General features: G+C 60.7%; 19 protein-coding genes. 7 read left to right on the top strand and 12 right to left on the bottom strand.

What is annotated here, in order from left to right; all coding sequences use genetic code 11:
• The first annotated feature begins 176 nt into the window (after positions 1-176).
• Positions 177-2,924, top strand: coding sequence for a hypothetical protein (locus AC1DY9_RS21975; protein WP_477667656.1), 2,748 nt, complete (start codon positions 177-179; stop codon positions 2,922-2,924).
• 148 nt (positions 2,925-3,072) lie between these two features.
• On the opposite strand, the gene AC1DY9_RS21970 is transcribed toward AC1DY9_RS21975, so the two are convergent.
• From AC1DY9_RS21970 to AC1DY9_RS21945, 6 genes are all read right to left on the bottom strand, one after another.
• Complete coding sequence (locus AC1DY9_RS21970) at positions 3,073-4,053, bottom strand: lysylphosphatidylglycerol synthase domain-containing protein (protein WP_477667655.1); 981 nt, start codon at positions 4,051-4,053, stop codon at positions 3,073-3,075.
• Positions 4,054-4,158: 105 nt separating this feature from the next.
• Entirely contained in the window at positions 4,159-5,592 is a 1,434-nt protein-coding gene (locus AC1DY9_RS21965; protein ID WP_477667654.1) for an amidase, read from the bottom strand.
• Positions 5,589-6,275 carry an amino acid ABC transporter permease gene (locus tag AC1DY9_RS21960; RefSeq protein ID WP_477667653.1) on the bottom strand — a complete coding sequence of 229 codons (687 nt, stop codon included), beginning with the start codon at positions 6,273-6,275 and terminating at the stop codon, positions 5,589-5,591. Before AC1DY9_RS21960 ends, AC1DY9_RS21965 begins: the two co-directional genes overlap by 4 nt.
• A complete protein-coding gene (locus AC1DY9_RS21955) occupies positions 6,272-6,928 on the bottom strand; it encodes an amino acid ABC transporter permease (protein WP_457282114.1) in 657 nt (218 codons plus the stop codon). Before AC1DY9_RS21955 ends, AC1DY9_RS21960 begins: the two co-directional genes overlap by 4 nt.
• Entirely contained in the window at positions 6,928-7,716 is a 789-nt protein-coding gene (locus AC1DY9_RS21950; protein WP_457282113.1) for an amino acid ABC transporter ATP-binding protein, read from the bottom strand. The genes AC1DY9_RS21955 and AC1DY9_RS21950 overlap by 1 nt, the downstream gene beginning before the upstream one ends.
• A gap of 73 nt (positions 7,717-7,789) precedes the next feature.
• Positions 7,790-8,656 carry a substrate-binding periplasmic protein gene (locus AC1DY9_RS21945; RefSeq protein WP_457282112.1) on the bottom strand — a complete coding sequence of 289 codons (867 nt, stop codon included), beginning with the start codon at positions 8,654-8,656 and terminating at the stop codon, positions 7,790-7,792.
• Between the two features lie 102 nt (positions 8,657-8,758).
• Between AC1DY9_RS21945 and AC1DY9_RS21940 the strand changes: the two genes are divergently transcribed.
• Positions 8,759-9,907 (top strand): GlxA family transcriptional regulator, encoded by a 1,149-nt coding sequence (locus tag AC1DY9_RS21940; protein WP_457282111.1) that lies wholly within the window; start codon positions 8,759-8,761, stop codon positions 9,905-9,907.
• On the opposite strand, the gene AC1DY9_RS21935 is transcribed toward AC1DY9_RS21940, so the two are convergent.
• Complete coding sequence (locus tag AC1DY9_RS21935) at positions 9,831-11,279, bottom strand: sensor histidine kinase (protein WP_477667652.1); 1,449 nt, start codon at positions 11,277-11,279, stop codon at positions 9,831-9,833. The genes AC1DY9_RS21940 and AC1DY9_RS21935 overlap by 77 nt on opposite strands.
• A 489-nt stretch (positions 11,280-11,768) precedes the next feature.
• Between AC1DY9_RS21935 and AC1DY9_RS21930 the strand changes: the two genes are divergently transcribed.
• Positions 11,769-12,275 carry a LysR substrate-binding domain-containing protein gene (locus AC1DY9_RS21930; protein ID WP_477667651.1) on the top strand — a complete coding sequence of 169 codons (507 nt, stop codon included), beginning with the start codon at positions 11,769-11,771 and terminating at the stop codon, positions 12,273-12,275.
• A gap of 282 nt (positions 12,276-12,557) precedes the next feature.
• On the opposite strand, the gene AC1DY9_RS21925 is transcribed toward AC1DY9_RS21930, so the two are convergent.
• The 5 genes from AC1DY9_RS21925 to AC1DY9_RS21905 form a co-directional block, all read right to left on the bottom strand.
• A complete protein-coding gene (locus tag AC1DY9_RS21925) occupies positions 12,558-13,262 on the bottom strand; it encodes a competence protein CoiA (protein ID WP_477667650.1) in 705 nt (234 codons plus the stop codon).
• Positions 13,263-13,277: 15 nt separating this feature from the next.
• Positions 13,278-16,784, bottom strand: a complete 3,507-nt coding sequence (locus AC1DY9_RS21920) for a DEAD/DEAH box helicase (protein ID WP_477667649.1) — start codon at positions 16,782-16,784, stop codon at positions 13,278-13,280.
• Positions 16,771-17,553 carry a HamA C-terminal domain-containing protein gene (locus tag AC1DY9_RS21915; protein ID WP_477667648.1) on the bottom strand — a complete coding sequence of 261 codons (783 nt, stop codon included), beginning with the start codon at positions 17,551-17,553 and terminating at the stop codon, positions 16,771-16,773. Before AC1DY9_RS21915 ends, AC1DY9_RS21920 begins: the two co-directional genes overlap by 14 nt.
• Before the next feature lie 122 nt (positions 17,554-17,675).
• Complete coding sequence (locus tag AC1DY9_RS21910; protein ID WP_477667647.1) at positions 17,676-17,960, bottom strand: hypothetical protein; 285 nt, start codon at positions 17,958-17,960, stop codon at positions 17,676-17,678.
• Between the two features lie 289 nt (positions 17,961-18,249).
• The gene (locus tag AC1DY9_RS21905) at positions 18,250-18,753 is read right to left on the bottom strand and encodes a hypothetical protein (protein WP_477667646.1); all 504 of its coding nucleotides are present in this window, start codon (positions 18,751-18,753) and stop codon (positions 18,250-18,252) included.
• Between the two features lie 250 nt (positions 18,754-19,003).
• On the opposite strand from AC1DY9_RS21905, the gene urtA reads away from it, so the two are divergent.
• From urtA to urtD, 4 genes are all read left to right on the top strand, one after another.
• Entirely contained in the window at positions 19,004-20,275 is a 1,272-nt protein-coding gene (gene urtA, locus AC1DY9_RS21900; protein WP_457282107.1) for an urea ABC transporter substrate-binding protein, read from the top strand.
• 272 nt (positions 20,276-20,547) lie between these two features.
• The gene (gene urtB, locus AC1DY9_RS21895) at positions 20,548-22,131 is read left to right on the top strand and encodes an urea ABC transporter permease subunit UrtB (RefSeq protein ID WP_477667645.1); all 1,584 of its coding nucleotides are present in this window, start codon (positions 20,548-20,550) and stop codon (positions 22,129-22,131) included.
• A gap of 100 nt (positions 22,132-22,231) precedes the next feature.
• Positions 22,232-23,362: an urea ABC transporter permease subunit UrtC gene (urtC, locus tag AC1DY9_RS21890; RefSeq protein WP_477667644.1), complete on the top strand. Its 1,131-nt coding sequence runs from the start codon at positions 22,232-22,234 to the stop codon at positions 23,360-23,362.
• Complete coding sequence (gene urtD / locus AC1DY9_RS21885) at positions 23,359-24,243, top strand: urea ABC transporter ATP-binding protein UrtD (protein ID WP_477667643.1); 885 nt, start codon at positions 23,359-23,361, stop codon at positions 24,241-24,243. The genes urtC and urtD overlap by 4 nt, the downstream gene beginning before the upstream one ends.
• Positions 24,244-24,511 lie beyond the last annotated feature (268 nt).

Below are 24,511 nucleotides of genomic sequence, written 5' to 3'. Positions count from 1 at the left end.
GGCGCCACCGCCTGCGCGTTGCTTCGATACGATTTGTGGGAATAAGAGCCTTGTCTTTCCCGCACCGCCTGCCTAAGCTCGCCTGAGTCTTTGCAGGGCGTCGCGTTTCATGACAACGCCGGAGCCGTCTTCAAAGCCCATGCGGTAGCTGTGTTGTTTGCCCAAGGAGGCGAGATATGACCGAGCCAGGCACTGGAAACCCCGTCACACCGGAACAGGCGCAAGAACAAGCGCAGGAGCGGGCGCAAGAAGAAGAGCGCAAGGCCATTGATTTCCGGCGAGGTTTTGTTTACGCCAGCGGCACGGCGCCCCAGGAGTTGTGGGGCCTGGCCTTGTCGGGCGGCGGCATCCGCAGCGCCACCTTTTGCCTTGGCGTGTTGCAGGCACTGGCAAAAGCCGGGTTCAACCTCCCGGGAGAAAGCGGGCCCGAAAGCAGCCCCAAAGACAGGCAAAAGCCCTGGCCGCTGCTCGCCCGCTTTGACTTCCTCTCCACCGTCAGCGGGGGCGGGTATACCGGCAGTTTTTTCTCGGCCCTGTTTCGCCCCCGCGATCCCCTCACGCCTGCGGCGCCCCATACACCCCCTGCGCCGCCCGCACCCGAAGTGCTGGCCACCGAAGCCTACGAAGCACTCGCGACCGACCCGCCCGGCAGGCTGAGCAAGGTCCAGACCGCGCTCACCCAGATGCCCGACCGCCCCTTGCGCTGGCTGCGTGAAAACGGGCGTTACCTGGCACCGAACAACACCGGTGACTTTCTCTACGACATCGCCATTGCCATCCGCAACCTCTGTGCGGTGCATTACGTGATCGGCGTGACCTTGCTGACCATTTTCCTTTTGATGTTTGCCCTGCGTTACGGCAGCCTGCAGATTCCATGGGAGGGGTTTCATGCGCTGGGGCTTACGCTGGAATCCATGATGCAGCCCAGGCCTCCGCTGAAGGGTGGAGACATCTGGTTCAGCCCGTGGTTCGGTGTGCTGGGCATCTGGCTCGTGCTTGCGGTCATACCGTGTGGCGCGGCCTATTGGCTCGACCAGGACACCTCGCCTTCCGGCAGCAATACAAAAAAAGCGCCGCTGTCGGCCATCCCCGCACCGGCGCTGGCGGCTGCCGGCTTGCTGGCCGCGGGTGTGCTGGCTGCCTGCGTCATCTGGAGCCGGGTAGCGCCGCCGGCCGCCGGCGCCGGGTCACTGCTTGAGGCTGTTCCGGTACCTGTTTTGCTGCTGGTGCTGATCGATGTCATCCTGGCTTTTTCCCTGGGCGTGTTCTTTGTGGCGAAGTACCTTCCGCAGCAATCACCCGGGCTGTTTCGCAACCGCATCACACGGTGGCTCTCCAGGGTGTTGACGTACTCATTCATCATTGCCGTGCTGGCGCTGATTGAAACCGCGGGGCAGACGCTGTATCTCTGGCTGGCGACAAGCCAGTCAACGCCGCTGACCGTTTTCAGCGTGGCCGGCGTGGTCGCGGCCCTTGTGGCGGCCGTGAAGCAGTTTGCGCCGGTGCTGGCCCAGCCCGGAAAAGACGGCTTGCTCAGCAGGCTTCCGCTCAACACCCTGCTTGGCGCGGTCGGGCTGGCGCTGGCCCTGCTGCTGGCCGTGGCCTGGAACTGCGCGGCCGCGGCCCTGCTGTTTGGCATGCAGCCGCCGCTGCCGGGGCTTGGGCAGCTGATGATCGAATCCATGTTCACCACGGTCCGTTTTGGCGCGGACTCATCATGGGTCTGGCAATACTTCTACCCCGTCATCTCCATTGTGTTTTGCCTGACGGCTGTGGCGGTGGCGGGCTACTTTCTGGGGTTCATCAATTTGTCGAGCCTGCAGGTGATGTACGGCGCGCGCCTCACGCGTGCCTACCTGGGTGCGTCCAACAAGGCACGGTTTGAATCGGAACGCCCGAAGATGGACGTGACCGAAGCCGATGCGAGCGACGACTTCACGCGCGAGGCCTATTACCGCAACGACCACCTGGGTCCGGCCCACCTCATCAACGTGACCATCAATGCCACCACGGGCACCGGCGACCAGCTGACACAGCGGGACAGGCAGGGCCTGCCGCTGGCAGTCACACCCGCGGGCATTACCGTGGACGGGAGGCTCTGGAATGCAAAGACCGGCAATTTTGCGGGCACGCAGGCCAAAGCCGCCAGGCGGGCGCCGCCCGAGCTGTCCATCGGCCAATGGGTGGGCGTGTCGGGCGCGGCATTTTCGACAGGGCTGGGCCGCGGCACCTCGCTGGGGCAGGCCATGCTTTTCACCATCACCAACATACGCCTGGGCTGGTGGTGGGACTCCGGCAAAAAGGACACCAAAACACCTTTTTTTCTATGGCGCAACCAGAGCTATCTGCAGTGCGAATTGCGGGCCCGCTTCCTGGGCACGGACGGCTCGCACTGGTACCTGAGCGACGGCGGGCACTTTGAGAACACCGGTGTCTTCGAGCTGTTGCGCAGGCGGGTGGAATTCATCGTCTGCTGCGATTGCGGTGCAGACCCGAACTACAGCTTTGAAGACCTTGCCAATCTCATGCGCCTGGCACGCATCGATTTTGGCGCCGAGTTTGAATGCGTCGGGCCGAGCGCGGTGCCCCGGCTTGCACCCAATGCCGCCACACTGGCGCCTTATTTCGCCCGCGACGAATCTGAACTGCGCCCGGCAACTGATCCGCTGGCGCCACTCGACGAAAAGTGCGCGCTGCTCTACCGCGTGCGCTATGCCAGCAGCCAGCCGGGCAGGCCCTCTGAAAGTATCTTGCTGGTGCTCAAGCCGCGTTTGATCAAGGGCGCGCCCCTTGACCTGTTTGAATACCAGACCAAAAAGCCGTCGTTCCCGCAGCAAACCACGTTTGACCAGTTCTTTGACGAAGCGCAGTGGGAAAGCTACCGAAAGCTGGGCGTGCTGATCGGCTCCCGCATATTCAGGTAGTGCGTGTGGTGCCTGGCCGGGCTGGCTTGGCATCATTTTGGCCTGCAGCCCTTTATGACCGGGCGCAAGCAGCTACGTTATTGATAGCAATCCAGGGGAAGGCAACAACCGTCATGCCCGCCATGTCGATCACCAAGCGGTACCTCGGCTAATGGGCATCCGCATGGGTTGACGCATACCGCTCCAGCAGCGCATACAGCACCAGCCCGCCCGCCAGCGGCAACAGGTAGTAAAGCGCGCGGTAGGCCAGCACCGCACCCATCAGTGCACCCTGGCGCACGCTGCCCGACAGCAGCGCCAGGTAGACCGCCTCCAGCACACCCAGCCCGCCGGGGATCGGCATGATCACCCCCACGATGGACGCCGCCATCAGCACGCCCAGTACCGTGGTGTAGGGCACTTGCTGGCCCAGCAGCAAATACATGGCCGCGCCCATCAGTGCCCAGTTGCTGGCTGAAATGCCCAGCTGCACCAGGGCCAGCTGCGCAGAAGGCAGCTTCAGCCGCCGCCCGCGCACCCGCCACACGTGCCCGCGCGCCAACGCGCACGCCACCACGTAGCCCAGTGCAATCAGCACCATCACCACGCCCAGCAGGCGCAGCGCCGCGGCGCCAATGTGTGCCTGGCTGGGCGGCGCAATGGCGCCGGCGGCAAAGAGGCTGCCCGCCACCAGCCCATAGCCCAGCCAGTTGGTCGCAAGGCTCAAGCCCACGATCTGCGCAATGGTGGCTTCGTCCAGCCCGGCCCGCGCATACAGCCGCGCCCGCAGCGCCACCCCGCCGACCAGCGAGCCCAGGTTCAGGTTAAAGGCGTAGCTGGTGACTGCAATGGCCCAGGTCTGCAGGCGCGGCAGCTTGTGGCGCGTGTGCTGCCGGCCTATCAGGTCAAAGCAGCCATACAGCGCATGGCTGGCCGTGGCCAGGCCCAGCACGGCAAGCAGCAAAAGAGGCGAGTAGCGCCGCAGCGTCTGCCAGGCGCCTTCCCAGTCCACCTTGTGGGCATGGGAAATCAGCAAACCCAGGACGACGATGCCCAGCGCAGGAAACAGCCAGCGGCGGATGCGCGGCCACAGCGACGTTGCGGCTGCCGGGGACGTGCTGTCGGGAAGGTGAGCCGCAGTGCTGGGCATGATCAGTGCATTTTCAGCAAGGCGCAAAGCGAACTCCAGCGAGGCTGGCGCTGATTTTTGTAGGCGAAAACCGACGGCGGCCCACCACGCTGCAGCGCCGCCCCTTCAGCGCTCCAGCTCAAGGCCTGCGGGATGCAGGCGGTTCCACGGCGTTGCCTTCTCGAACGCAAACGCTGCGCGCAATATCGTGGGTTCGGCAAACGGGCGCCCGATCACCTGAATGGAAACCGGCAGGCCGTTGGCCGAAAGCCCTGCCGGAATGGCGACCGAGCACAAATCCAGCAGGTTCACAAAACGGCCGAAGCGCGACAGTGGCGTGGCCAGCTCGTCAACCTCACTCACCGGTATGGCGGTGATCGCATTGGTCGGGAACACGCAGACATCCACGCCGTCCATTGCCTCCAGCATCGCGGCTTTCGCAGACTCGCGGTCGCGCAGCAGGGTGATGTACTGGGCGGCCCCGATGTCCCGGCCCAGCATGATCCGCCGCTTGATGTTCGGGTCAAACTCCAGCTCGTTGCGCTCAAAAAGCGTGCCGAGATTGGCATAGCCTTCGGCGCTCATCAGGCTGCCTGCAATGCGCATGGATTGCGCCAGGCTTTGCGGAAGCGGCTTGTCCACCAGGGTCATGCCAAGCCCGGTGAACACGGAAAGAGACCTGTCGTAAGCCTTAAGCACTTCCGGGTCCACGTCTTCGCGTTCAGCTTTTGGCAGGGTCCAGACCCGCATTCCCCTGACATCTTTTTCAATTTCTTTTGAAACCGAACGCGAGGGCGAAAAGCGGGATGCCGCGTCTTGCGGGTCAGGCCCCGCCAGCACGTCCAGCAGCGTCGCGCAATCCTTCACCGTTCGTGTGATGGGCCCCACCGTGTCATGCGTGGGGCACAGGTCAATCAGGCCGTAGCGGCTGATCAGGCCATGCGTCGTTTTCAGCCCCACCAGCCCGCAGAGCCCGGCCGGAATGCGAACGGAGCCGCCGGTGTCCGTACCCAGCGCTGCGCTGGCCATGCCCGCCGAAACCGCCACGGCCGAGCCGCTGCTGGAGCCGCCGGGCACACGGTGGGTTTCAAGGTCCCAGGGGTTCCAGGGTGTGCCCATGGAAGTATTGGTTCCCCAGCCGCCAAAGGCAAATTCCACCGTGTGTGTTTTCCCCAGCACGATGGCGCCGGCTGCCCTCAATCGGTCGACCACCGTCGCCGTGATGGTGGAGGTCCGCGGCGGGAGCGATCTGGAACCCGCGGTGATGGCATGGCCTTTAATTTCAAACAGGTCTTTGACGGCAATGGTCACACCATGCAGCGGGCCGACCGTGAAGCCGGCCTGCCTGAGCTTGTCCAGGCCGCGGGCGGCCTGCAAGGCTTCATCTGCATAGAGGTCTACATAGGCGTGCAGCTTGGCGTCAAAGGCGTCTATGCGCGAGAGCTGGGTTTCGACCAGTGTTTCGCTGGTGATTTCTCCGCTGGCAAGAGCCTCGAGCGTCTGCTCCATGGAGGCGTAGGCAAGCGATGTGTTGAGAGAGAAATTGGCGATAGAGGTCATGCAGCACCCATGACCCGCCGGCCGCGCGAGAGGCGCCTTTCCAGCGCCCGCGAAAGCATTGACAAGGGGAAAGCAATGGCAAAGTAGAAGGCGCCCACCAGCAGGAAGATGTGCAGGGGCAGGAAGAACTCGCTGGACATGGCCCGCGCCGTCAGCATCAGCTCGTCCGTGGCGATCAGTGCGCAAAGTGAGCTGTCTTTTAACAGCGCCACATAGGTGTTCAGCAAGGGTGGCAGCATGACGCGCAGCGCCTGGGGAAACACCACATGCATGAACACCTGGTGCGGCGCCAGGCCAACGGCCAGGGCTGCTTCGCGCTGCCCGCGGTGAATCGACTGCAGGCCTCCGCGCAAAATCTCGGCAACATAGGCCGCGCCGTGCAGGCCCAGCCCGATCACCCCGGCCCAGAAGCCCGGCAGTGTGAGCCCGAGCGGCGGCAGCGCAAAGTAGAGCGCCAGCAGCAGTGCGAGCAGGGGCACGGTGCGCACGAACTGGATGAAAAAGTTCGCGGCAAAGCGCAGGGCTGGCTGGCCGCTGCGGATCATGGCCGCCAGGGTCGCGCCCAAAAGCAGGGCCATCACAAAGCCCGCAGATGACAGCTTTGCCGTTACTTTGGCCGCCTCTGCAAGGCGGGGAGCCCACTCGGGCCAGTATTGCAGGAAGACTGCAAAAAAGCTGTTCATCGCTTGTTCTCCATGCGGCTTTCGGCCTTGGCAAATCCCCAACTGACCGGCAGCACCATGGCCGCATACAACAGCATGGCGGCAAGATAGATCAAAGTGGTTTCAAAGGTAGAGGTCACCAGGTTCCTGGCAAAAAACATGATTTCCGGCGCGGCAATTGCCGACGCAATGGACGTATCTTTGAGCAGCTGGCTGGTGTAGTTGCCGAGGGATGGCCACGTCACCCGCAGCATTTGTGGAAGAAGAATGTGAATCAGCGCCTGCCGCGGTGTCATTCCGACGGAAAGGGCGGCCTCGCGCTGCCCGGCATGCAGGCACTTGAGCCCGGCGACAAATACATCGCACAACACCGCTGCGCCAACCAGCCCCAGGCCCAAAATCGCCGCCACCAGCGGCGAGAGCCGTATGCCCACAGCCGCCAGCCCGAAATAGATCACAAAGAGGTGTGCCAATGCCGGAACGTTGCGCATCCATTCGATGTAGGCGGCAATGGCCAGCTTCAGCAAACGAAAGCGCGCGAAAGTGACCGTCACCGCCAGCAGCATTCCGCCCGCCAGCGCAATGACGAAAGCACCCAGGGCCACCACCGCGGCGGTAACCGCGCCACCCATCAGCACGGCGAGGATGCCCCCGAAAATTCCAAGCTGTTCCATCACCTGGCCAGCCCCGGGTTGTCCGCCACCTGGCCGAGAAAGCTGCGGGTACGCTCCAGCTGGGGGTTGTTGATGACGTCGACAGCGGGGCCCTGCTCAACAATGTGGCCGCCGTCCATGAAGATCACGCGGTCGGCCACGTCCCTGGCAAAGCGGATTTCGTGTGTGACCAGAATCATCGAGCGGCCCTCTTCGGCCAGCTCACGAATCACGGTGAGCACCTCGCCGACCAGCTCCGGGTCAAGCGCAGAAGTCGGCTCATCAAAAAGAATGAGCTTGGGCTGCTGGGCCAGGGCCCTGGCAATGGCCACGCGCTGCTGTTGCCCTCCGGACAATCGCTCCGGGTATTCATCTGCCTTGTTGGACAGGTGAACCTTCTCCAGCATGGCGTCGGCGAGCTCATAGGCTTCGGGTTTCGACATGCCGCCGGCCTTGATGGAGCCCAGGGCCACGTTGTCGCGAACGTTCAGGTGCGGCCACAAATAAAACAACTGGAACACCATGCCGATCTCACGGCGCTGGGGCGCGAGTTCGCGGTCATTCATAAAGCGGAACCCGCCGTGCCGGGTTGGCACCTGGCCTATCCGTTCACCGTCAAGCACGACCGAGCCTTCGCCTGGTTGTTCCAGAAAATTCAGGCAGCGCAGGCAGGTCGATTTTCCGGAGCCGCTGGGGCCGATCAACGACAGGGTTTCGCCTTTACTCAGGTCAAAGGAAATTCCCTTGAGCACTTCGAGCGGGCCGTAGCTTTTTTTCAGCCCGTCGACTTTTAACAGGGTGTTGTTCATTGGATTCAGTTTTTTGACGCAGACGAACGCATGAGAAAAACACGCATTCGCCTGTATCCATGCTTCGAAGGGCTTACTTGCAGGACGGCAATTTCCAGTCGGCGGGGCGGTCTACGCCGGCACGGAAGTTCTGGCCCACGGGCACGTACCAGACGTCTTGCACCAGGCCGTATTTGCCGCCGATCTTCTTGAGCTCACAGCTCTGCCAGAGCTTGGCGATCTCCGCGTTCACGGCCTTGGCGAGTTCCGGGTTGTCCTTGTTCAGGCCAAACACCACCTGACCGAGTCCAGTGAGGAGCGGGTAGTCCGGGTTGTTGTCAACGAAGGCGTTGAACTTGAGCTTCCATTGCGGGTTGCGCGAAATGGCGTACTGCATCACGGGCGGGTCGCCGATGACCGCGTCAATACGGCCGGCCAGCAGGTCGCGCACTGCCGCGTCGGATGTGTCATACATCGTCAGTTGCAGGCCGGTGATTTTGCGAAGCTCCGGAATGAACGAAAAACCGGTGATCGTGCCGACCTTTTTGCCTTCCAGGTCCTTGAGGTGCGACCAGTTGGTCTTGCTTGACTGGGTGATGCCGTTCTTGAAGTAATGGATCGGGTCGCTCAGGGTCATGATCTTCGAACGCTGCTCTGTCCAGCCCATGGTGCCGGCCATCACGTCGACGCGTTTGGCTTGCACCGAAGCAATGGTGCCCGACCATTCCATAAGGGCGGGCTTCACCTTGAGCTTGACGGCCTCGGCCACACGCTGGAGGATCTCGCCGTCGTAGCCAATCATGGCGCCGTCCTGGTAGCCGGTGCCCGGCATGTCGCCGGTGAAGGCGATCGTCAACGCGTCTTTTTCAACGGTTTGCAAGGCCTGGGCGTTGGCAGCCGGCAGTACCGCCCCCGCGGCGAGAAGCATGCACAAGAGGCGTGCGGCGAATGTTTTTTTCATGAAAACTCCTGATGGTGGTTTAACGAAACTCTCACTGACGGGGTGGATGGTATGAAGCGCCGTCAACTTGTCATAGGAAGCTTTGGCGTGTAAATTGAACGTATGCGACATTCGGGAAAATTACCTGCGAAGGGCGCTTCTGCGCCCAAAGCTGCGGCGGCAAAGCGCGCAAAGCGTGCACCCGCGAAGGCCAACAGGGCGGCCGGCGCACAGGATGAGGGCAACCAGCTGGTGGACCGGCTTGACGCGGCCAAGGCCAAAACGCCTCCAAAAACCGGCGTGGAACTGCGGGTCGGTATTTTTCTGTGCCCGCGTTTCCCCCTGTTGTCGCTGGCGGGGCTGTGCGATGCGCTGCGCCATGCTGCAGACCTGGGCGACCAGAGCCGGCAGCTTCGCTGCACGTGGGCGGTGCTCAGCGCCGCCGGCGAGACCGTGGCCTCCAGCTGTGGCGTCGAAGTGGCCACGCTGCCCGCGGCTTCGTCGGACTGCAACTTTGATTACGTGGCGGTGATCGGGGGCTTGCTGCCCTTCATGAAAACGGCCGACCCTCGAGGTGTGAAGTTTCTGAACCACGCCGCAAAAGCCGGTGTGCCGTTGATTGGCATTTGCACCGGCAGCTTTGCGCTCGCGCGGCATGGGTTCATGCAAGGCCGCATGGCCTGTGTTCATCCCTTCCATGTCAATGACTGGAAGGAAGCTTTTCCCGATCTACCCTTCACCACCAACTGCGACTACATCTTTGATGGCGACCGGATCACCTGCGCGGGCGGTATCTCGATCATCGAGCTGGCCACCGAGCTGATTCGCCTGCACTGCGGCCCGGACCGCGCCGCCAAGGTTGTGCACCAGATGACGGTAACCCGCAAATCCGCCATCTCGCACGTCGCGCGCCGGCGCGCGCTGGGTTATGCCTGTGCCGACAACGACAAGCTCCGCCAGGCCATTGTGCTGATGGAAAAGAACATCACCACGCCGCTTGAAATTTCCGTCATCGCCAAAATTGTGGATTCCAGCAGCCGGCAACTTGAAAGGGTTTTTCTGGCAGAAACGGGCGCTTCCCCTTCAGGGTTTTACCGCAACTCGCGGCTCAAGTACGGCCGGTGGCTGCTGACCTCAACCGATTCACCGGTGAGCACCATCGCCTATGAATGCGGCTTTGCCGATGCCTCGCACTTCATCCGGCACTTTCAACAGCTGTATGGTGTTTCGCCCGGGCGGTTGCGGAAGGCGTTGCCTGCGGTGGAGGTGTAGGCCCAATTACAGGCCCAGGTACAGACCCGCGAGGAGCATTTGCGCTTTTCTCAACCTCCTCATACCGGGGCAACTCCACCCAGAAGACGCTGCCGCGTCCCTGGCGTTCCGTCATGCCCACCGGGTGCCCCAGCAGCTGGCTCAGGCGGTAGACGACCGCCAGCTCCAGCCCGAAGCCCTCGGCCATGCCCTGCTGCGGGATGCCTTCAGAGAAAGTCTGCTGGCGTTCACGCGCAATGCCGGTGCCTGTGTCCCACAGCTCTATGCGCCACTTTCCCCGGCGCGACCGCGCGGCTAGCAACACACCGCCGCCATGCGTGTTGCGCAAGGCATTGGACAACAGGCAACCCACCAGCCGCGTGAGCAGCACCGGGTCTGACACCGCCCGTCCCGCGGCGGTTCGGGTGCGCAGTCGCAGGCCTTTTTCGCGCGCCTGCGGCGTGTGCTCTTCGGCCAGCGTGTGGACCAGCGCGCCAAGGTCTACCGGCTGCAGGTGCACGCTCAGCGAAGCCGGTTCCAGCCCCGCCAGGCTGAACAGCGATTCAAACAGCTCGTCAATCTTGCGTGTCGAATCGCCAATCTTGCGTGCAATCTGCGCCGCGAACTCCGGCTCTTTGGTCAGCCAGTCGGCATACGGGCCCAGCGCCTGCACGGGGTGGCGCAGCTCATGCGCGGCGCTGGCAATAAAGCTGCTCCGCACGGCTTCCGCCTCCGCCAGGGCCTGTTTTCGCTCCTCCAGAGCCTTGATCAGTTCTTGGCGGTCGAACTGCCGCTCCAGGCTCATGTGCTGGGCCCGGTACATGCGCCGGCCCGTCACATGGGCCACCCACAGGAAAACCAGCACCACCCCCATCTCGGCGCCGGTGTCGAGCACCGAAGGAACACCCCCCGTCAGGTCTATTCGCCAGGCCAGGGCCGCCAGCACCGAGGCACTCAAGCCGTTGCAGTACGCTGAGACGGTACGCAAGCTCGGCGGGCCCGAAGCCACCGCGACCACCGCGATGCCCCCCAGGATCATGATGCACACCAGTTGATCTTCAATGGGGGCCTGGCGGTACACCACAAACATCAGCGAGCCCCAGACCACCGCGCTCAAGGGCCAGGCCCATCCGAGGAGCGACATGAACTCCCGCAGCGCCACCCCGTCGGCCTCCGCCAGGCGGTGGCGGTAAGCATGCAGGATGGCATAACGCAGCAGCGTCATGGAGCCGGTGGCCAGGGTCCATACCCACAAGTCCCATGGCGCCACACGCCCATGCAGCATTGCCACCACCACCAGAATGATCAGCACGGCCGCATGCAGCGTAGGCCGCGAATTTTGCATAAACGTGCGGGCCAGCTGCACGCTGATCCAGGTCTCGCGTGGGGTCATCGAACGGCGCCTTCGGGGGCTGCTGGCGTGGTGGGCGTCATTGAGAGCGGATTCTTCTGTAAGCGGGGCGAGGCGTGGGCAACAACAATATCAGTGATTTTCCCTTGAGTACCGGGTGGAAGAAGAGGGTGGGAGTGGGGCTTCTACCTATTATTTGGCTTATGGACATCCACTCTGCCTTCACTTGGGGAGGTCTTCATGAAGACCTTCTTTGCGAGGTATCGGGAATTGCGGCGCGGCCGTTTGGCGGTGCGCCGTGTTCCATTGGCTTCACGGCAGCCGGGCGTGAAAGTCTGGTTTTTGTTGCCCCGCCAGCCGTGTGCTGATCTTGCCAGTGTTGGCGGCGTTGGGCGAGCCGTCTTTGGTTGTCTTTGGGCGGTGGTTACACGGGCGGAACGTGTACCTTTTTATTCATGCTTGGGTGTGTGAGCCTAGCGCGGGACGGATGAAGTGATTGTCTCGGCGGCAGCATCATGCTGGTAAAGCCTTTTGCCTACGACCCTCTGGACAGACGCACTCGATTTCAGTAATACCGATGCCGACGTCATCATTGCCCACGGAAAAGGCGGTTGGCTCAATCTGGTCGAAGTGCCGTTGATGCGTGAGCGCCTGGTGCCCCTGTGCACACCGCAGCTAGCTGCCAGCCTGCGCGAGCCGCGCGATCTCGCCGGCGCGACCCTGCTGCACGCCACGGCCAACCGGCACGAATGGCAGACCTGGCTGCGCTGCGCCGGTGTGCCCGACCTGCAGGGCGCGCGTGAGCAGCTGTTTGACACGGTGGACATGTGCGTCCAGAGCGCAGAGCGCGGCCTGGGCGTAGCGATTGCCGATGCCGCCTTGTTCACTGACCTGATTGCCTCGCAGAAGGTGGTGAAGCCCTTTGACATCGAGGTCGATAGCGGGAACGGTTATTTCCTCACTTACCCGCCTGAGCGGCGTGAGCAGCGGAGTATTCGGTTGTTTGAAGAATGGCTTTTGTCTATGTTGCGGGTGTGAGGTTGTCTTACCCGTTGGCCGCAGCACTTACGTTCTCGTGCACGGCGTCCAGTGGCTCGCGCTTTCTTTTACGAGGACTCCAACACCGAAATTCACTGGGTTACGCCGCGGCTAGATGCAGGCTTATCAATAACTTAAGCGAGTTCAACGTAAGCCAATGCTTTGGGACGGTGACCTTACTTTGGACCACCTGATACCGATCGCTATGCGCTGCCCTCTCCGATCCATCTCGACAAGTATCTGAGTACGGGTGAGTATTACGGCAACTGAAGTCGGCGGGAGTTAGGACGGGGCACTGTCCTCCCAGCGGATACCCCTCAGAAATTCATCGCGGGTTAGGGTGCAGAGAGCGAACTCACCCCGCTTGAGAGAGCCTCCCAAGCGTGCGACCACGCCAGTGCCGGCAAGGTAGAAGATGTAAGGACCAGCATTGAAGAAGACATGGGCAGTAGAGCGCTTCCACTTCTCAATAAACTGCTTGCTCGGACCCATCCAGCGCATCACAGAGAACTGCTTGCCGTCGAGACTGATAACACGTGAATTGAAATCAAGCGACATTCTGAAATAGGTCCCCAAAAAAGAGCTATCGCTATGGATATGGATCAACCAAAACATCCGATGTTCGCGCCGATAGAAGGCTTCCCGTGCGTTACGCTCATCTTCACTGATCGAAGAGTGCTGCAGCTCAAGAACGGTTGCGCGCGGGGTGCCGCTTCCGACTAGAACATCAGCTCGGTGCAGTTCTCCCGTCTCCAAGTCGCGCAATGGGACCTCCCGGCAGGACATATCGAAGAGTTCTTTCCAATCGAGATGCCAAGAGCCTTCCGGTTCACTCCACGTATCGCAGTCCCCTGCTCTGTGCCGCCAATGGGGCATGTTCTCAACGGGCATGACGGCGGTGAGCAGGCCACCGCAACCGCGGCAGGTTGCCTGCTCTCCCTTCGCGGCAGGTGCACGTTTCTCGTCGCCAATCCAGGCATAGAGCATGGCTACAGTTGCCCTTTAAGCGTCGGCAGCCGGCCAGCGCAGCTTTCCGCGGCCCACGCGCAAGGTATCCACGAGCCGGGTGTTGCCCGGTAGACGGCCCGAGAAGAGACTGGGTTTGGGATCGACCGCGGGCTTCTTGAATAAGGCAACCCGCTTGTAGTCGGGGCTTACCAGCCAAGTCCGTCCATCCCCCTCGTCGGTGACAATCCGATAGAGTCCAGCAGGTGGGGGGGCTTCGATGTCGAGCATGCGCCTGGAGCGCTCGACCGACCATTTCTGAATACCGCTGCTGAGAGCTTCTGTCCGGAAGCGCGCCCACAGAGCGGAGGTCTCGACCGTTGGCCAGTCGCCGGCGTCGGTTTTGGCCGTGATTTCGTCCGATTCGAGCCAAGCTCGCATCTCCGCTGGGGTGACGAAGGCTGGCTCGGCATCCTCGATTGCCGCTATAGCCGCGCGGCGTGACGGTAGGCCCGCCCGAATCAGCATCGCCATCATGAATCGTGGGACGCCTGTTTCTACCGTAGCCGCCGCACCGCCTGTCACAAATTCCGACGACCAGCCAAGGGACATGCGGCGAGTACGGATGGCTTCCAGCGCCCAGACCAAACGATAGGTRAAGGCTTCTTCGACTGCTCGCATGTTCTGCGGTCCGATCTCGGTTACCTCTATACCGGACACCCAACTGTGCAGAATGGCTTTCCAGTTTGCTGGCAGTGCGTTCGCCTTGTCGGGAATGAAGGGGCGCATGAAGAGTAGGCGTTCGCCGAGGCCGCCAAGCGCGTCTGCGAGTTTGTCAATGTCGCCGCTCAGTGCCGCCTCGTCTGCCCAATCCAGGAGTTCGGCTAACTCGTCCGCCATCGCGTCGATAGTGAGGCCAGCTTCCAACCCGACGCCCATGGCGAAATGCCCACGCCGCGTTTGCGTCGTGGTGGACTTCCAAATTACGGCTGCGCGTGCTTCGAACACTTTCTTGTGCCGGGGTGCTACGCCTTCGTCCTCGCGGACGATCTGTCGGGCCCAGAGCGAACCCTTGAGTGCCTCGTCCAGAAGTTTGGGTAGATCGGCGTGGTCGGCGTCCAACGCTTCGATCAGGCCGAACACGGTTGCATCAAGGCGCTCGACGAGTTGAGACAGAGGCTCCTCGTCGATGGTTTCTTCGTCGCCGTCTGCCTCGTCATCATCGTTGTCATCGCCGTGTGCGCCGTATTCCACAGCTCCGGCTAGTCGCGCTGCCACCTCGGCCTCTTCGCCGGGTGATCTCCAGGCCTCGCGGGCGTTAGCAAGATATTCCCAGGCATCGTCGCGATCTAGAACGCCTTCGCGCGACAGACGCAAAAGAATCTCGGCGACGACCTGAATAAGGCCGCTTTTAAGCGTCCGAGCCTTAGCGGAGGCGACCAGCTCCCCCCATTCTTTCTTCCGCCATTTGATATTGTCGAACATTACATGAACGATCAGCCCTTCAACATCGACGAAGGCACGTCCCGCGCGGCCGGCGACGTTGGCGAATTCCTCACCTTTGATCTTCTCACCCGCCCGATATAGAGCGGGTACCAGAAGAACAGCCGCATTGAGGTTCAGGCCCTGCGAGAGCGTGGGTGATGCGACGATTACTTTCAATACCCCATCAGACAGGAGAAGTTCCAGTTCGCGCAGGAATGGGCTCGGCAGTCGACCGTGATGAATCGCGACGCCCACCTTGAGGCTGGCCACAGCGGGATGATCCTTGCCCAGCCATTCCTCCCCGATCTCTAGGGCGCGAGCGATTGATGCGTTGTCATCTAGCAGCGAGTTCAGATAGCCGCGTTTGTAGAGATCCACAACCTGCTTTCCGTAGCTCTCGACCCAGTTTGCTTGGGTGGAAAAGATCAAGGTGCGCTTACCTTGGCGGGCAAACTCCCACGCCGCGAACAAAGCGAGGTGTGAGTTCTTGCGTGGATAGGGCTTCTTTTCCTTTCCGCGCGCCGGTGTTTCCACGACGAATTTATCGAGGAAGGGGCCGTCGTCGTCTAAGTCGAGCCGTAGAAGCGCGTTCTTATCTCGCCAAGTAAGTGCTCCGAATCTCTGGCGCGTGGGGCGCCAGTCGGAACGCACCGGTTCCCCAGGTTCGTCGGAACGAATCCATGCGGTCAGGTCATCGAGTTCGTGGCCGCTTGGCAGAATTGCGGAAAGGCAGACTATCCGGCGTCCAGCCGCATCAGCGCGCCTGAGCAGGCGCTGAACGAGCGTCTCATAGCGAATCTCGCGTTCACTAGGGCCGATCATATGGCCTTCGTCGAGGACGATCAGGCCGACATCGTCGATCAGCGACTGGTCGCTTCTCAGCGCGAAGTCGAGTTTTTCGGGCGTCGCGATGATGATTTCACGAGTGCGCAGAGCATCTTCATCGCCGGCTGAAAGGCCGCTAGCGCCATAAAGCGATGAGACACCGAAACCAAGAGGAGCAAAGGTCTTCCTGAAGGACCGTTCGGTCTGGGCTGATAAGGCGCGCAACGGTGTGACGACGAGCACCCTCCGGGCGGAGGACAGGGTCATCAACGCAGCGATCTCTGCCACACGCGTCTTGCCCGCACTGGTTGGCAGGGCTACGACTAGATCATCCGTGACGTCCGTGGAGCGTTGGGCGGCTACGCGCTGTGAGGGCCAAAGCTCCACCTCAGAGGTCTTGCGTGCATAGAGCGAGGAGATGAAAAGTCGCCGCAGATCGGGGTATTTTTCCTCGGTTCCCTCGGGTGGCTCAGTTGGCAAGTTCTGGTGGAGCGAGTGCTGCCACAGGTCGTCGATTAGGTGGCGGCAGAGGTTCGAGATCCACCAGAGCGGGACGTTTTCAGCGTTGTCGGCTAGGCTGACGGCAGTGGCGAGAAGAGCCCGCGCAGCTTCGATCGGCTCGACCTCTCCCGTCTCAAGCGCGAAGTCGAAAAGAGCCAAGGCCCGACAGATCGTGGTGTTGAGAATTGTCGACAGCACGTCGTCAACGTCTGCGCCTTCGTCCTGCAGAGCCATGGCGATCTGCTCATCGCCGTGAACTTCGTCGTCCAACCAGCCACGAACGAAGCCGCGCAACTGTTCCAGATCGCGCAGTATTAGATGGCGGATCGCTGTTTCGCCCGGCGAGATGTTGAGGTCTTCCATCGTCTCGTTGAAAAGCGAATAGGCGACGGCCGAGAAGCCGGCCAGGTGGTAGGCACTGGCGGCGATGGTGCGGCGAAATCCGCGAGCAGATTCCTCGGGATTACCGTTGTGCGCTAGAGCTTCAAATGCATTCGCAGCGCGCTCGAACGCTTTGCTGGTCAGATCCGAAGCACCAGTCTGAGCGCGAAGGGCCATCGCTCCTCTGAGCAAGGCGAAGCCGTGCTCGGCGAGATCGGTTTCAATTGTCGCGCCAAGGGGCGGTGCGTTTTCCGGCAACATACCCTCCTTCCGCATGAGCGACCAGGCCGCTCCACGATAGAGAAGACGCCCAAGAATACCGTCGACGGTCGCGGTCGTCAGGAACGCGGTTAGTTCATCAATCGTCTCCAAGATCTTCTGCCTCAAGGTACATAGTTGCGATGAAGTCTTGGTGGTCTTCGACGTGGACGTTCACGACATAGTGGTCCCGATTGGTCGTTGTGGCGTCGAGATCGACTTTCAATGAGGCGTGGGGGCCGTTGCCTGAAATTGTGAACAGCATATGATCAATACGATCAGCATGCAGCAATTTCAGACCGACCTCGTCGCGAAGACTACGACCCAGATTGTTGTCATCTGGATCATTGCTCTCAAGTAAGCGATTGGCTACAAATAGCAGAGAGTCCGGCGTGCAACGACCATTGTCACGATTGAGAACCTTGCGTGCGCTCGTGACCGTAGCCTTGCCGAGTACTTTATTACTCTTGGCCTCGCCTTTCAGTAGCCAGAGTTTCTCGTCGGCTCCACCGTATCCGGCGCCGATAAAGTCGTCGCCACGCATGGCCATATTGCGACCGTCTTTGTAGCGGAGGCGACGCACAGGAATACGGAGACCGATCTCTTCTTCTACTAGCTCGGTGGCGAGAATTTCACCAAGGTCGCCAGAACGGCCTTTGGCTGTTTGAGGCATTTCGGCGCTGAGGATTTCGCCGGCCACCTCGTATCCGAGTCGCTTTACATCCTCGGCGATGCGTTCAAGCCGATCGTAGTGCGACCGGATAGTTTGTGCGAGATCATTGCGGATCTCGTCGCGGCCACCGTCCTTCTCGACATAGGTCCAGTAATGCTTGCGCTTGTTCTTTTTTTTGGTGGATTCACACCATCTTTCGTATAGTCCCACGGAACTTCTCCCTGATCAATCAATAGTTTTTATAGTGGTCATGTGACACCAGCGAGCTCGCGATGACGGTTTTGATTGCTGAATATTCAACCCACGCGCACTTCGAGTGCCGGAGCGGTGCGCTAGACCGTATCGAGACCGGCCCATGTTCTGCCATTCGACTCGGTCACCAAGAGGCTGTATTTCTTGCCCGTAGATTCGGCCGCGTTCTTACAGTGAATCAAAACATCGGCCTTTGTTATGTCTCCCTCGCACTGATACTCGGCCGGAGGCATTTTGTATTTGACGCCGTCGTCTGAAATAAGTACGTCGGTAATATTCTGCTTGGCTAGTGCCGCAGAAAGAATCTCGTAGTCATCCCATGTTGCCTTGTCATGCAAGACGACTCGGACGGTAAATCTCGCCATTTTTGTTCTCCTGGTACGTCGAGTAGCCATGCTATGGCAGAAGGGCAGGTGATCACCTCCTCTAATCAGGGTAGGCGCCCCAAAGAGGCCACCGGTCTGTTTGTGTGAGTTCACCTCAAAATGCACCGATTTTTCCGCGATTTTGTTGTCTCGATTGCCGGCTAGGTGACCGCTTCCCGGCGTACGGACCGACCTTGTTTAGATTGACCCCCTCGGTTGCTTGGACTCGCTCTCTCCGGCCCATTGCAGAAGGATGATTAATACTCCTACGTCCAGGAAAGCACCATCCCTACCGACCCGTAAACCCAACCGGCAGCAACGGCGGCCCCTTACGGTACATATCCACGTAAATCGTGATGGTCTTGCTGCCTCCGTCGACCTGAATGTCGTACACATCCAGCAGCCCGCCACCTCTGGGGAGCGACTTGTCTTCGTACTCGCAGCAAGCGCCCCGGCGCTCGTATGTGACGGGCTCGCCTTTTGGCCCTCGCAATGAGTTGAGGTACAGAAGATGAAGCCGGGTGTCGTAAGGGCCTGTTCTGATGGCGTTTGCAGCAGAGTAGCCGTAGCCAGGGTCGGTGGCGGTTTGCAACTTGATGACGCGCAGATAGGGCGCCGTTGAATCTGATCGGCCGTTGGGGATGCCTTTTCCTCCTACGCGGGTGACGGAAAGAATCCTGGGCTCGGGGTTGCTTGCGCCTGGGCCGGGCTGGGTGGTCTGGCACCCTGCGAGGATTGTGGCGGTCAAGGCAAGAATGACCAGGTGTGAAGAGCGGGAAACCAGCGCGTTCATATAAGAGAGTCCTCGTTTTTTAGTTTGATATAGGAGAGAGAGGTCAGCGGGCGCAGCGGCCTCCCTGTAATGCCGGCCCTCACCGGCAACCCACAGCATACCGGCCACCCCGCATACGCCACCCGGCGTATTCCCCAATCCCCCTCCGGTCCCCAGAATCGGTTCATCGCTGTGTAAAAGCCCTGGTTTCCCCGGGTTTTGGCGCAGCGAAACGCGATTCACACACCTATCTACCGGAGCGAGGATTCACATGCAACAACGTCGATTTACCCTCAAGGCGATGACCGCCGCCGTCGCACTGGCAGGCCTTGGCGCCATGCCTGCCGCTTTTGCCCAGGCGGGCGGCACCATCAAGGTTGGCATCTTGCACAGCCTGTCGGGCACCATGGCAATTTCTGAAACCACGTTGAAAGACACCGTGCTGATGGCGATCGAAGAGATCAATGCCAAGGGCGGCGTGATGGGCAAGAAGCTCGAGCCCGTGGTGGTTGACCCGGCTTCCAACTGGCCCCTGTTTGCTGAAAAGACCAAGCAGCTGCTCGGCCAGGACAAAGTCTCGGTCATCTTCGGTTGCTGGACGTCTGTGTCCCGCAAGTCGGTGCTGCCAGTGGTTGAAGAAATGAACGGCCTGCTGTTCTACCCTGTGCAGTACGAAGGTGAAGAACTCTCCAAGAACGTGTTCTACACGGGTGCGGCACCTAACCAGCAGGCTATTCCTGCGGTCGATTATTTGATGAGCAAGGCCGGCGGCGGCGCCAAGCGTTGGGTTCTGCTGGGCACTGACTATGTGTACCCACGCACCACCAACAAGATTCTGCGCGCCTACCTCAAGAGCAAGGGTGTCAAAGACACCGACATCGACGAGAAATACACCCCCTTCGGCCACAGCGACTACCAGACCATCGTGGCTGACGTGAAGAAGTTCTCGCAAGGCGGCAAGACGGCTGTGGTGTCCACCATCAACGGTGACTCCAACGTGCCTTTCTACAAAGAGCTGGGCAATGCCGGCCTGAAGGCCAAAGACGTGCCAGTGGTTGCCTTCTCTGTGGGTGAAGAAGAACTGCGCGGTGTGGACACGAAACCCCTGGTTGGCCACCTGGCTGCCTGGAACTACTTCCAGTCGATCAAGAGCCCGGCCAACACCGAGTTCATCAAGAAGTGGTCTGCCTATGCCAAAGCCAAGAAGCTCCCTGGCTCTGACAAGCCTTTGACGAATGACCCGATGGAAGCCACCTACATCGGTATCAACATGTGGAAGCAGGCTGTTGAAAAAGCCAAGTCCACCGACACCGACAAGGTCATCGCCGCCATGGCTGGCCAGACCTTCAACGCGCCTTCCGGCATCGTGAGCAAGATGGATGAGAAGAACCATCACCTGCACAAGTCGGTCTTCATCGGCGAAATAAAGGCCGACGGCCAGTTCAATGTGGTGTGGAAGACGCCTGGCCCTGTGAAGGCCAAGCCATGGAGCCCATACATTGAAGGCAATGACAAAAAGCCAGACGAACCCGTCAAGAAGTAAGCCATAGAGCTACTGCGCAACCCGATCTGGGCCTTGCAGTGCTCGCCGTACCTCTGTACGGCTCCGCGCTGCAAAACCCACCTCGGGCTGCTCGCTACGCTCTCTGGACCACTTCTTCAATGGAGTGGTTCTGGTTCTTCCAGTCTTGACGCCGTTTTGGTGTCTACGGCCTGGTTCTTGCTCTTAGGAGCGGAGCCGGTGCCCCCTCAGGAAGTTGCAGTCTGGGCGCAACACGGTTGCGTGCTGTGCCCAACCTACAGGTTCTTTCCCCTATGCTCCGTTACCCACTTCTCCGCTTACTCCTTCTTGCTACGCTTTTGATAGCTGCTCGCGCCCATGCCTTAAGCCCTGAGGAGGTAAAAGGCATGTCAATTGGCGAAACGGAGGCGCGTGTGGAGGCCTTGGGTAAAGCCGCTGCCAAGGCTGACGAGAAGACGGCCGCATTCATACAGGCGCTGTCTGACGATGCGGTGAAAACCAAGGGCGACAAGGTCTTTGTCGTGAAAGACGACAAGGCTTTTGACCCGATCACCGGCGCTGAGGTGCCGCTGCCGGCCGATGCCGAAGACGTGATCAACCCCAACCTGATGCGCAGCGAGATCGACAACGCGCTGGCCGCGTTGAAGCTGTTTTCCAAAGACGAGAAGCAGCGGCGCGACGCCATCAAGACGCTGGGTGGCGACAACGATGAAGCGCGCTTGCCGCTGATTGAAAAAGCCTACGCGGCTGAAACCGTGCCCGAGCTGAAGAACCAGCTTGAGCTGATGCGCGCCGCCATCATGCTGGGCAGCACCGACAAGGCCAAGCGCCTGGAGGCCGCCGCGCAGCTGGCCGGCAGCAAGAACCCCAATACCAAAACGGTGCTGATAGAACGCCTGGGCACCGAGGCCGATGCCGATGTGAAGGTGGCCCTGCAGGCTGCGCTGGCCAAGGTGGAGGCCTCGCTGGAGTGGGGCAACAAGCTGGGCGCGATTTTCAGCGGCATCAGCCTGGGCAGCATCTTGCTGCTGGTGGCGCTGGGGTTGGCCATCACTTACGGGTTGATGGGCGTCATCAACATGGCGCACGGCGAGCTGATGATGATCGGCGCCTATGCCACCTACGTGGTGCAGGGCGTGTTCCAGAAATACTTCCCCGGCGCATTTGACTGGTATTTGCTGGCCGCGGTGCCGGTGGCCTTCATGGCCTCGGCGCTGATGGGCGCGGCGCTGGAGCGCAGCGTGATTCGCTTCCTCTATGGCCGCCCGCTGGAAACACTGCTGGCCACGTGGGGTATCAGCCTGATGCTGCAGCAGCTGGTGCGTTCGATCTTCGGTGCGCAAAACGTGGGTGTTGAAAACCCGGTGTGGATGAGCGGTGGCGTGCAGGTGCTGGGCAATCTTTCGCTGCCTTACAACCGGCTGGTCATCATTGTGTTTGCCGTGGCGGTGCTGCTGGGCGTGGCCTGGCTGATCAGCCGCACACGGCTGGGCCTGTTTGTGCGCGGCGTCACGCAGAACCGGCCGATTGCCTCTTGCATGGGTGTGAACACGGCCCGCGTTGATACTTACGCCTTCGCGCTGGGCTCGGGCATTGCGGGCCTGGCGGGCTGCGCGCTGAGCCAGGTGGGCAATGTGGGGCCTGACCTGGGCCAGGGCTACATCGTGGATTCGTTCATGGTGGTGGTGCTGGGCGGCGTGGGCCAATTGGCAGGCACGGTGTATGCCGCGATGGGCCTGGGCATCCTCAACAAATTCCTGGAAGGCTGGACAGGCGCCGTGCTGGCCAAGATTGCCGTGCTGGTGTTCATCATCATCTTCATCCAGAAGCGGCCTCAGGGCATCTTCGCGATGAAGGGCCGCAGTGCGGAAGTATGAGTACGCCCCCGAAGCGCCTGCGGCACCTCCCCCTCAAGGGGGCGCAGCTAGTGGCCCGGCAAAGCCGGTTCCACGGCTACCCTCGAATTGGCAAAACGTCATGAATACCGAGTCTGTGTTTAAACCTATGCCTGTCGTCCTACCGGCCAAAGGCCCGCTGCTCACACGCGGCGGCTGGAGCGCCTTCATGATGGCGCTGATCGCCGTCTGCGCCATTGCGCCCATCCTCAACCTGTGGGTGCCCGAGGGCAGCGTGTTCCACATGAGCACCTACGCCGTGGCGCTGCTCGGCAAGATCATGTGCTACGCCATCTGCGCGCTGGCCATGGATTTGATCTGGGGCTACACCGGCATCCTCTCTCTGGGGCACGGCGTGTTCTTTGCGCTGGGCGGCTACGCCATGGGCATGTACCTCATGCGCCAGATTGGCCGTGACGGCAATTACAAAAGCGACCTGCCTGACTTCATGGTGTTCCTTGACTGGAAGACACTGCCCTGGCACTGGACTTTCAGCGACAGCTTTGCCGCCACCCTGTTTCTGATTGTGGCGGTGCCGGGCATCATTGCCTTTGTGTTTGGCTTCTTTGCGTTCCGCTCGCGCATCAAGGGCGTTTACTTTTCCATCATCACGCAGGCCATGACGTTTGCGGCCATGCTGCTGTTCTTTCGCAATGAAACAGGCTTTGGCGGCAACAACGGCTTTACCGACTTCAAGCGCATTCTCAACATCCCGATTGCCACGCCGTCGATGCGCATGACGCTGTTCATCATGACCGGCCTCACGCTGCTGGGTTTCTTTCTGTTTGCCAAATGGCTGGTGGGCAGCAAGTTTGGCCGTGTGCTGCAGGCCATTCGCGACGCCGAAACGCGTGTGATGTTCTCGGGCTACAGCCCGCTGGGCTACAAGCTCACCATCTGGGTGATTTCGGCCATCATGTGCGGTGTGGCCGGTGCGCTGTATGTGCCGCAGGTCGGCATCATCAACCCGAGCGAAATGAGCCCGGCCAACTCAATTGAAATTGCCATCTGGGCCGCAGTGGGCGGGCGCGCCAGCCTGATCGGGCCGATAGTGGGTGCCTTTATTGTCAACGGCGCCAAGAGCTGGCTCACGGTGGCGTATCCCGAATTCTGGCTGTACTTTCTGGGGGCACTTTTCATCAGCGTCACGCTGTTCCTGCCCGATGGTGTGGTGGGCCTGGTCAAGAAGTTGCGCAAAGGCGGTGCGAAATGACCCCCGACCTTCTTGAACAGGGCGCGCGCCGCATTGAAGAACGCCTGGCTGCACTCGAAGCTGGAAAGAGCAACACCGAGTCCGGTGGCCGCAGCGCCAGTGGCCGCCGCATTGCCCACGCCAGCGGTGAGGTAGACGTTACCCACGGCCGTATCCTGTACCTGGAAGATGTGAGCGTCAGCTTCGACGGCTTCAAGGCCATCAACAAGCTGAGCCTGGACATTGCGCCCGGAGAGCTGCGCTGCATCATCGGCCCCAATGGAGCCGGCAAGACGACCATGATGGACATCATCACCGGCAAGACCCGGCCCGATGAAGGCACGGTGTTTTTCGGCAGCACGATTGACCTGCTGCGCCACAGGGAAGCCGAAATCGCCCAGCTGGGGATAGGCCGCAAGTTCCAGAAGCCCACGGTGTTTGAGCAGCTCACCGTGTTTGAAAACCTGGAACTCGCGCTCAAGACCAACAAGGGCGTGAAGCATTCGATGTTCTTCAAGCTCGATTCAACACAAAGCGACAGGCTGGCCGAGATCCTGGTGACGATTCACCTGGCAGACAGTGTGGGCCGTATGGCCGGCAACCTGAGCCATGGGCAAAAGCAGTGGCTGGAGATCGGCATGCTGTTGATGCAGGACCCGAAGCTGCTGCTGCTCGACGAGCCGGTGGCTGGCATGACCGATGAGGAAACGGCGCGCACGGCGGAACTGTTCTTGACGCTCAAGGGCAAGCATTCGCTGATGGTGGTGGAGCACGACATGAGTTTCATCAAGACGATCTCGGAGATCGTTACCGTGCTGTGTGATGGGTCTGTGTTGGCGCAGGGGACGCTGGACCAGGTGCAGGCGGATGAGCGGGTTATTGAGGTGTATCTTGGCCGTTGAGGTTTTATCTTCGCCTGTTCTTGCTCCGGCGGTGTGCTCTTTGCTGTGGACGGCTGGCCGGGGGTTGCCCGGCGGCAACTCACTTTCTTTTGCTTCGCCAAAAGAAAGTAAGCAAAGAAAAGGCGACCCTGCTGTTTGCGTCCCTGCGCTGCGCTTCGGGCAGCCTGTGGTGCTCGGTCCAGCCGGGGTCAAAAACAACTCGCCTGCGGCTCAAACAAGTTTTTGCCCTGATCCGTCTGGCCCTGCGCTCCTCGGCGCATACAGAAGG

This window comes from Polaromonas sp. P1_F6, assembly GCF_056405695.1.
This window is presented reverse-complemented; position numbering and strand designations above follow the sequence as displayed.

Bases quoted from the DNA above. Each gene is read 5' to 3' on its own strand.
- urtB (WP_477667645.1), top strand. From the start codon at position 20,548: ATGCTCCGTTACCCACTTCTCCGCTTACTCCTTCTTGCTACGCTTTTG.
- AC1DY9_RS21925 (WP_477667650.1), bottom strand. From the start codon at position 13,262: ATGCTCTATGCCTGGATTGGCGACGAGAAACGTGCACCTGCCGCGAAG.
- AC1DY9_RS21940 (WP_457282111.1), top strand. From the start codon at position 8,759: ATGCGACATTCGGGAAAATTACCTGCGAAGGGCGCTTCTGCGCCCAAA.
- AC1DY9_RS21905 (WP_477667646.1), bottom strand. From the start codon at position 18,753: ATGAACGCGCTGGTTTCCCGCTCTTCACACCTGGTCATTCTTGCCTTG.
- AC1DY9_RS21955 (WP_457282114.1), bottom strand. From the start codon at position 6,928: ATGGAACAGCTTGGAATTTTCGGGGGCATCCTCGCCGTGCTGATGGGT.
- urtA (WP_457282107.1), top strand. From the start codon at position 19,004: ATGCAACAACGTCGATTTACCCTCAAGGCGATGACCGCCGCCGTCGCA.
- AC1DY9_RS21960 (WP_477667653.1), bottom strand. From the start codon at position 6,275: ATGAACAGCTTTTTTGCAGTCTTCCTGCAATACTGGCCCGAGTGGGCT.
- urtC (WP_477667644.1), top strand. From the start codon at position 22,232: ATGAATACCGAGTCTGTGTTTAAACCTATGCCTGTCGTCCTACCGGCC.
- AC1DY9_RS21945 (WP_457282112.1), bottom strand. From the start codon at position 8,656: ATGAAAAAAACATTCGCCGCACGCCTCTTGTGCATGCTTCTCGCCGCG.
- AC1DY9_RS21910 (WP_477667647.1), bottom strand. From the start codon at position 17,960: ATGGCGAGATTTACCGTCCGAGTCGTCTTGCATGACAAGGCAACATGG.
- AC1DY9_RS21935 (WP_477667652.1), bottom strand. From the start codon at position 11,279: ATGACCCCACGCGAGACCTGGATCAGCGTGCAGCTGGCCCGCACGTTT.
- AC1DY9_RS21965 (WP_477667654.1), bottom strand. From the start codon at position 5,592: ATGACCTCTATCGCCAATTTCTCTCTCAACACATCGCTTGCCTACGCC.
- AC1DY9_RS21950 (WP_457282113.1), bottom strand. From the start codon at position 7,716: ATGAACAACACCCTGTTAAAAGTCGACGGGCTGAAAAAAAGCTACGGC.
- AC1DY9_RS21975 (WP_477667656.1), top strand. From the start codon at position 177: ATGACCGAGCCAGGCACTGGAAACCCCGTCACACCGGAACAGGCGCAA.
- AC1DY9_RS21970 (WP_477667655.1), bottom strand. From the start codon at position 4,053: ATGCCCAGCACTGCGGCTCACCTTCCCGACAGCACGTCCCCGGCAGCC.
- urtD (WP_477667643.1), top strand. From the start codon at position 23,359: ATGACCCCCGACCTTCTTGAACAGGGCGCGCGCCGCATTGAAGAACGC.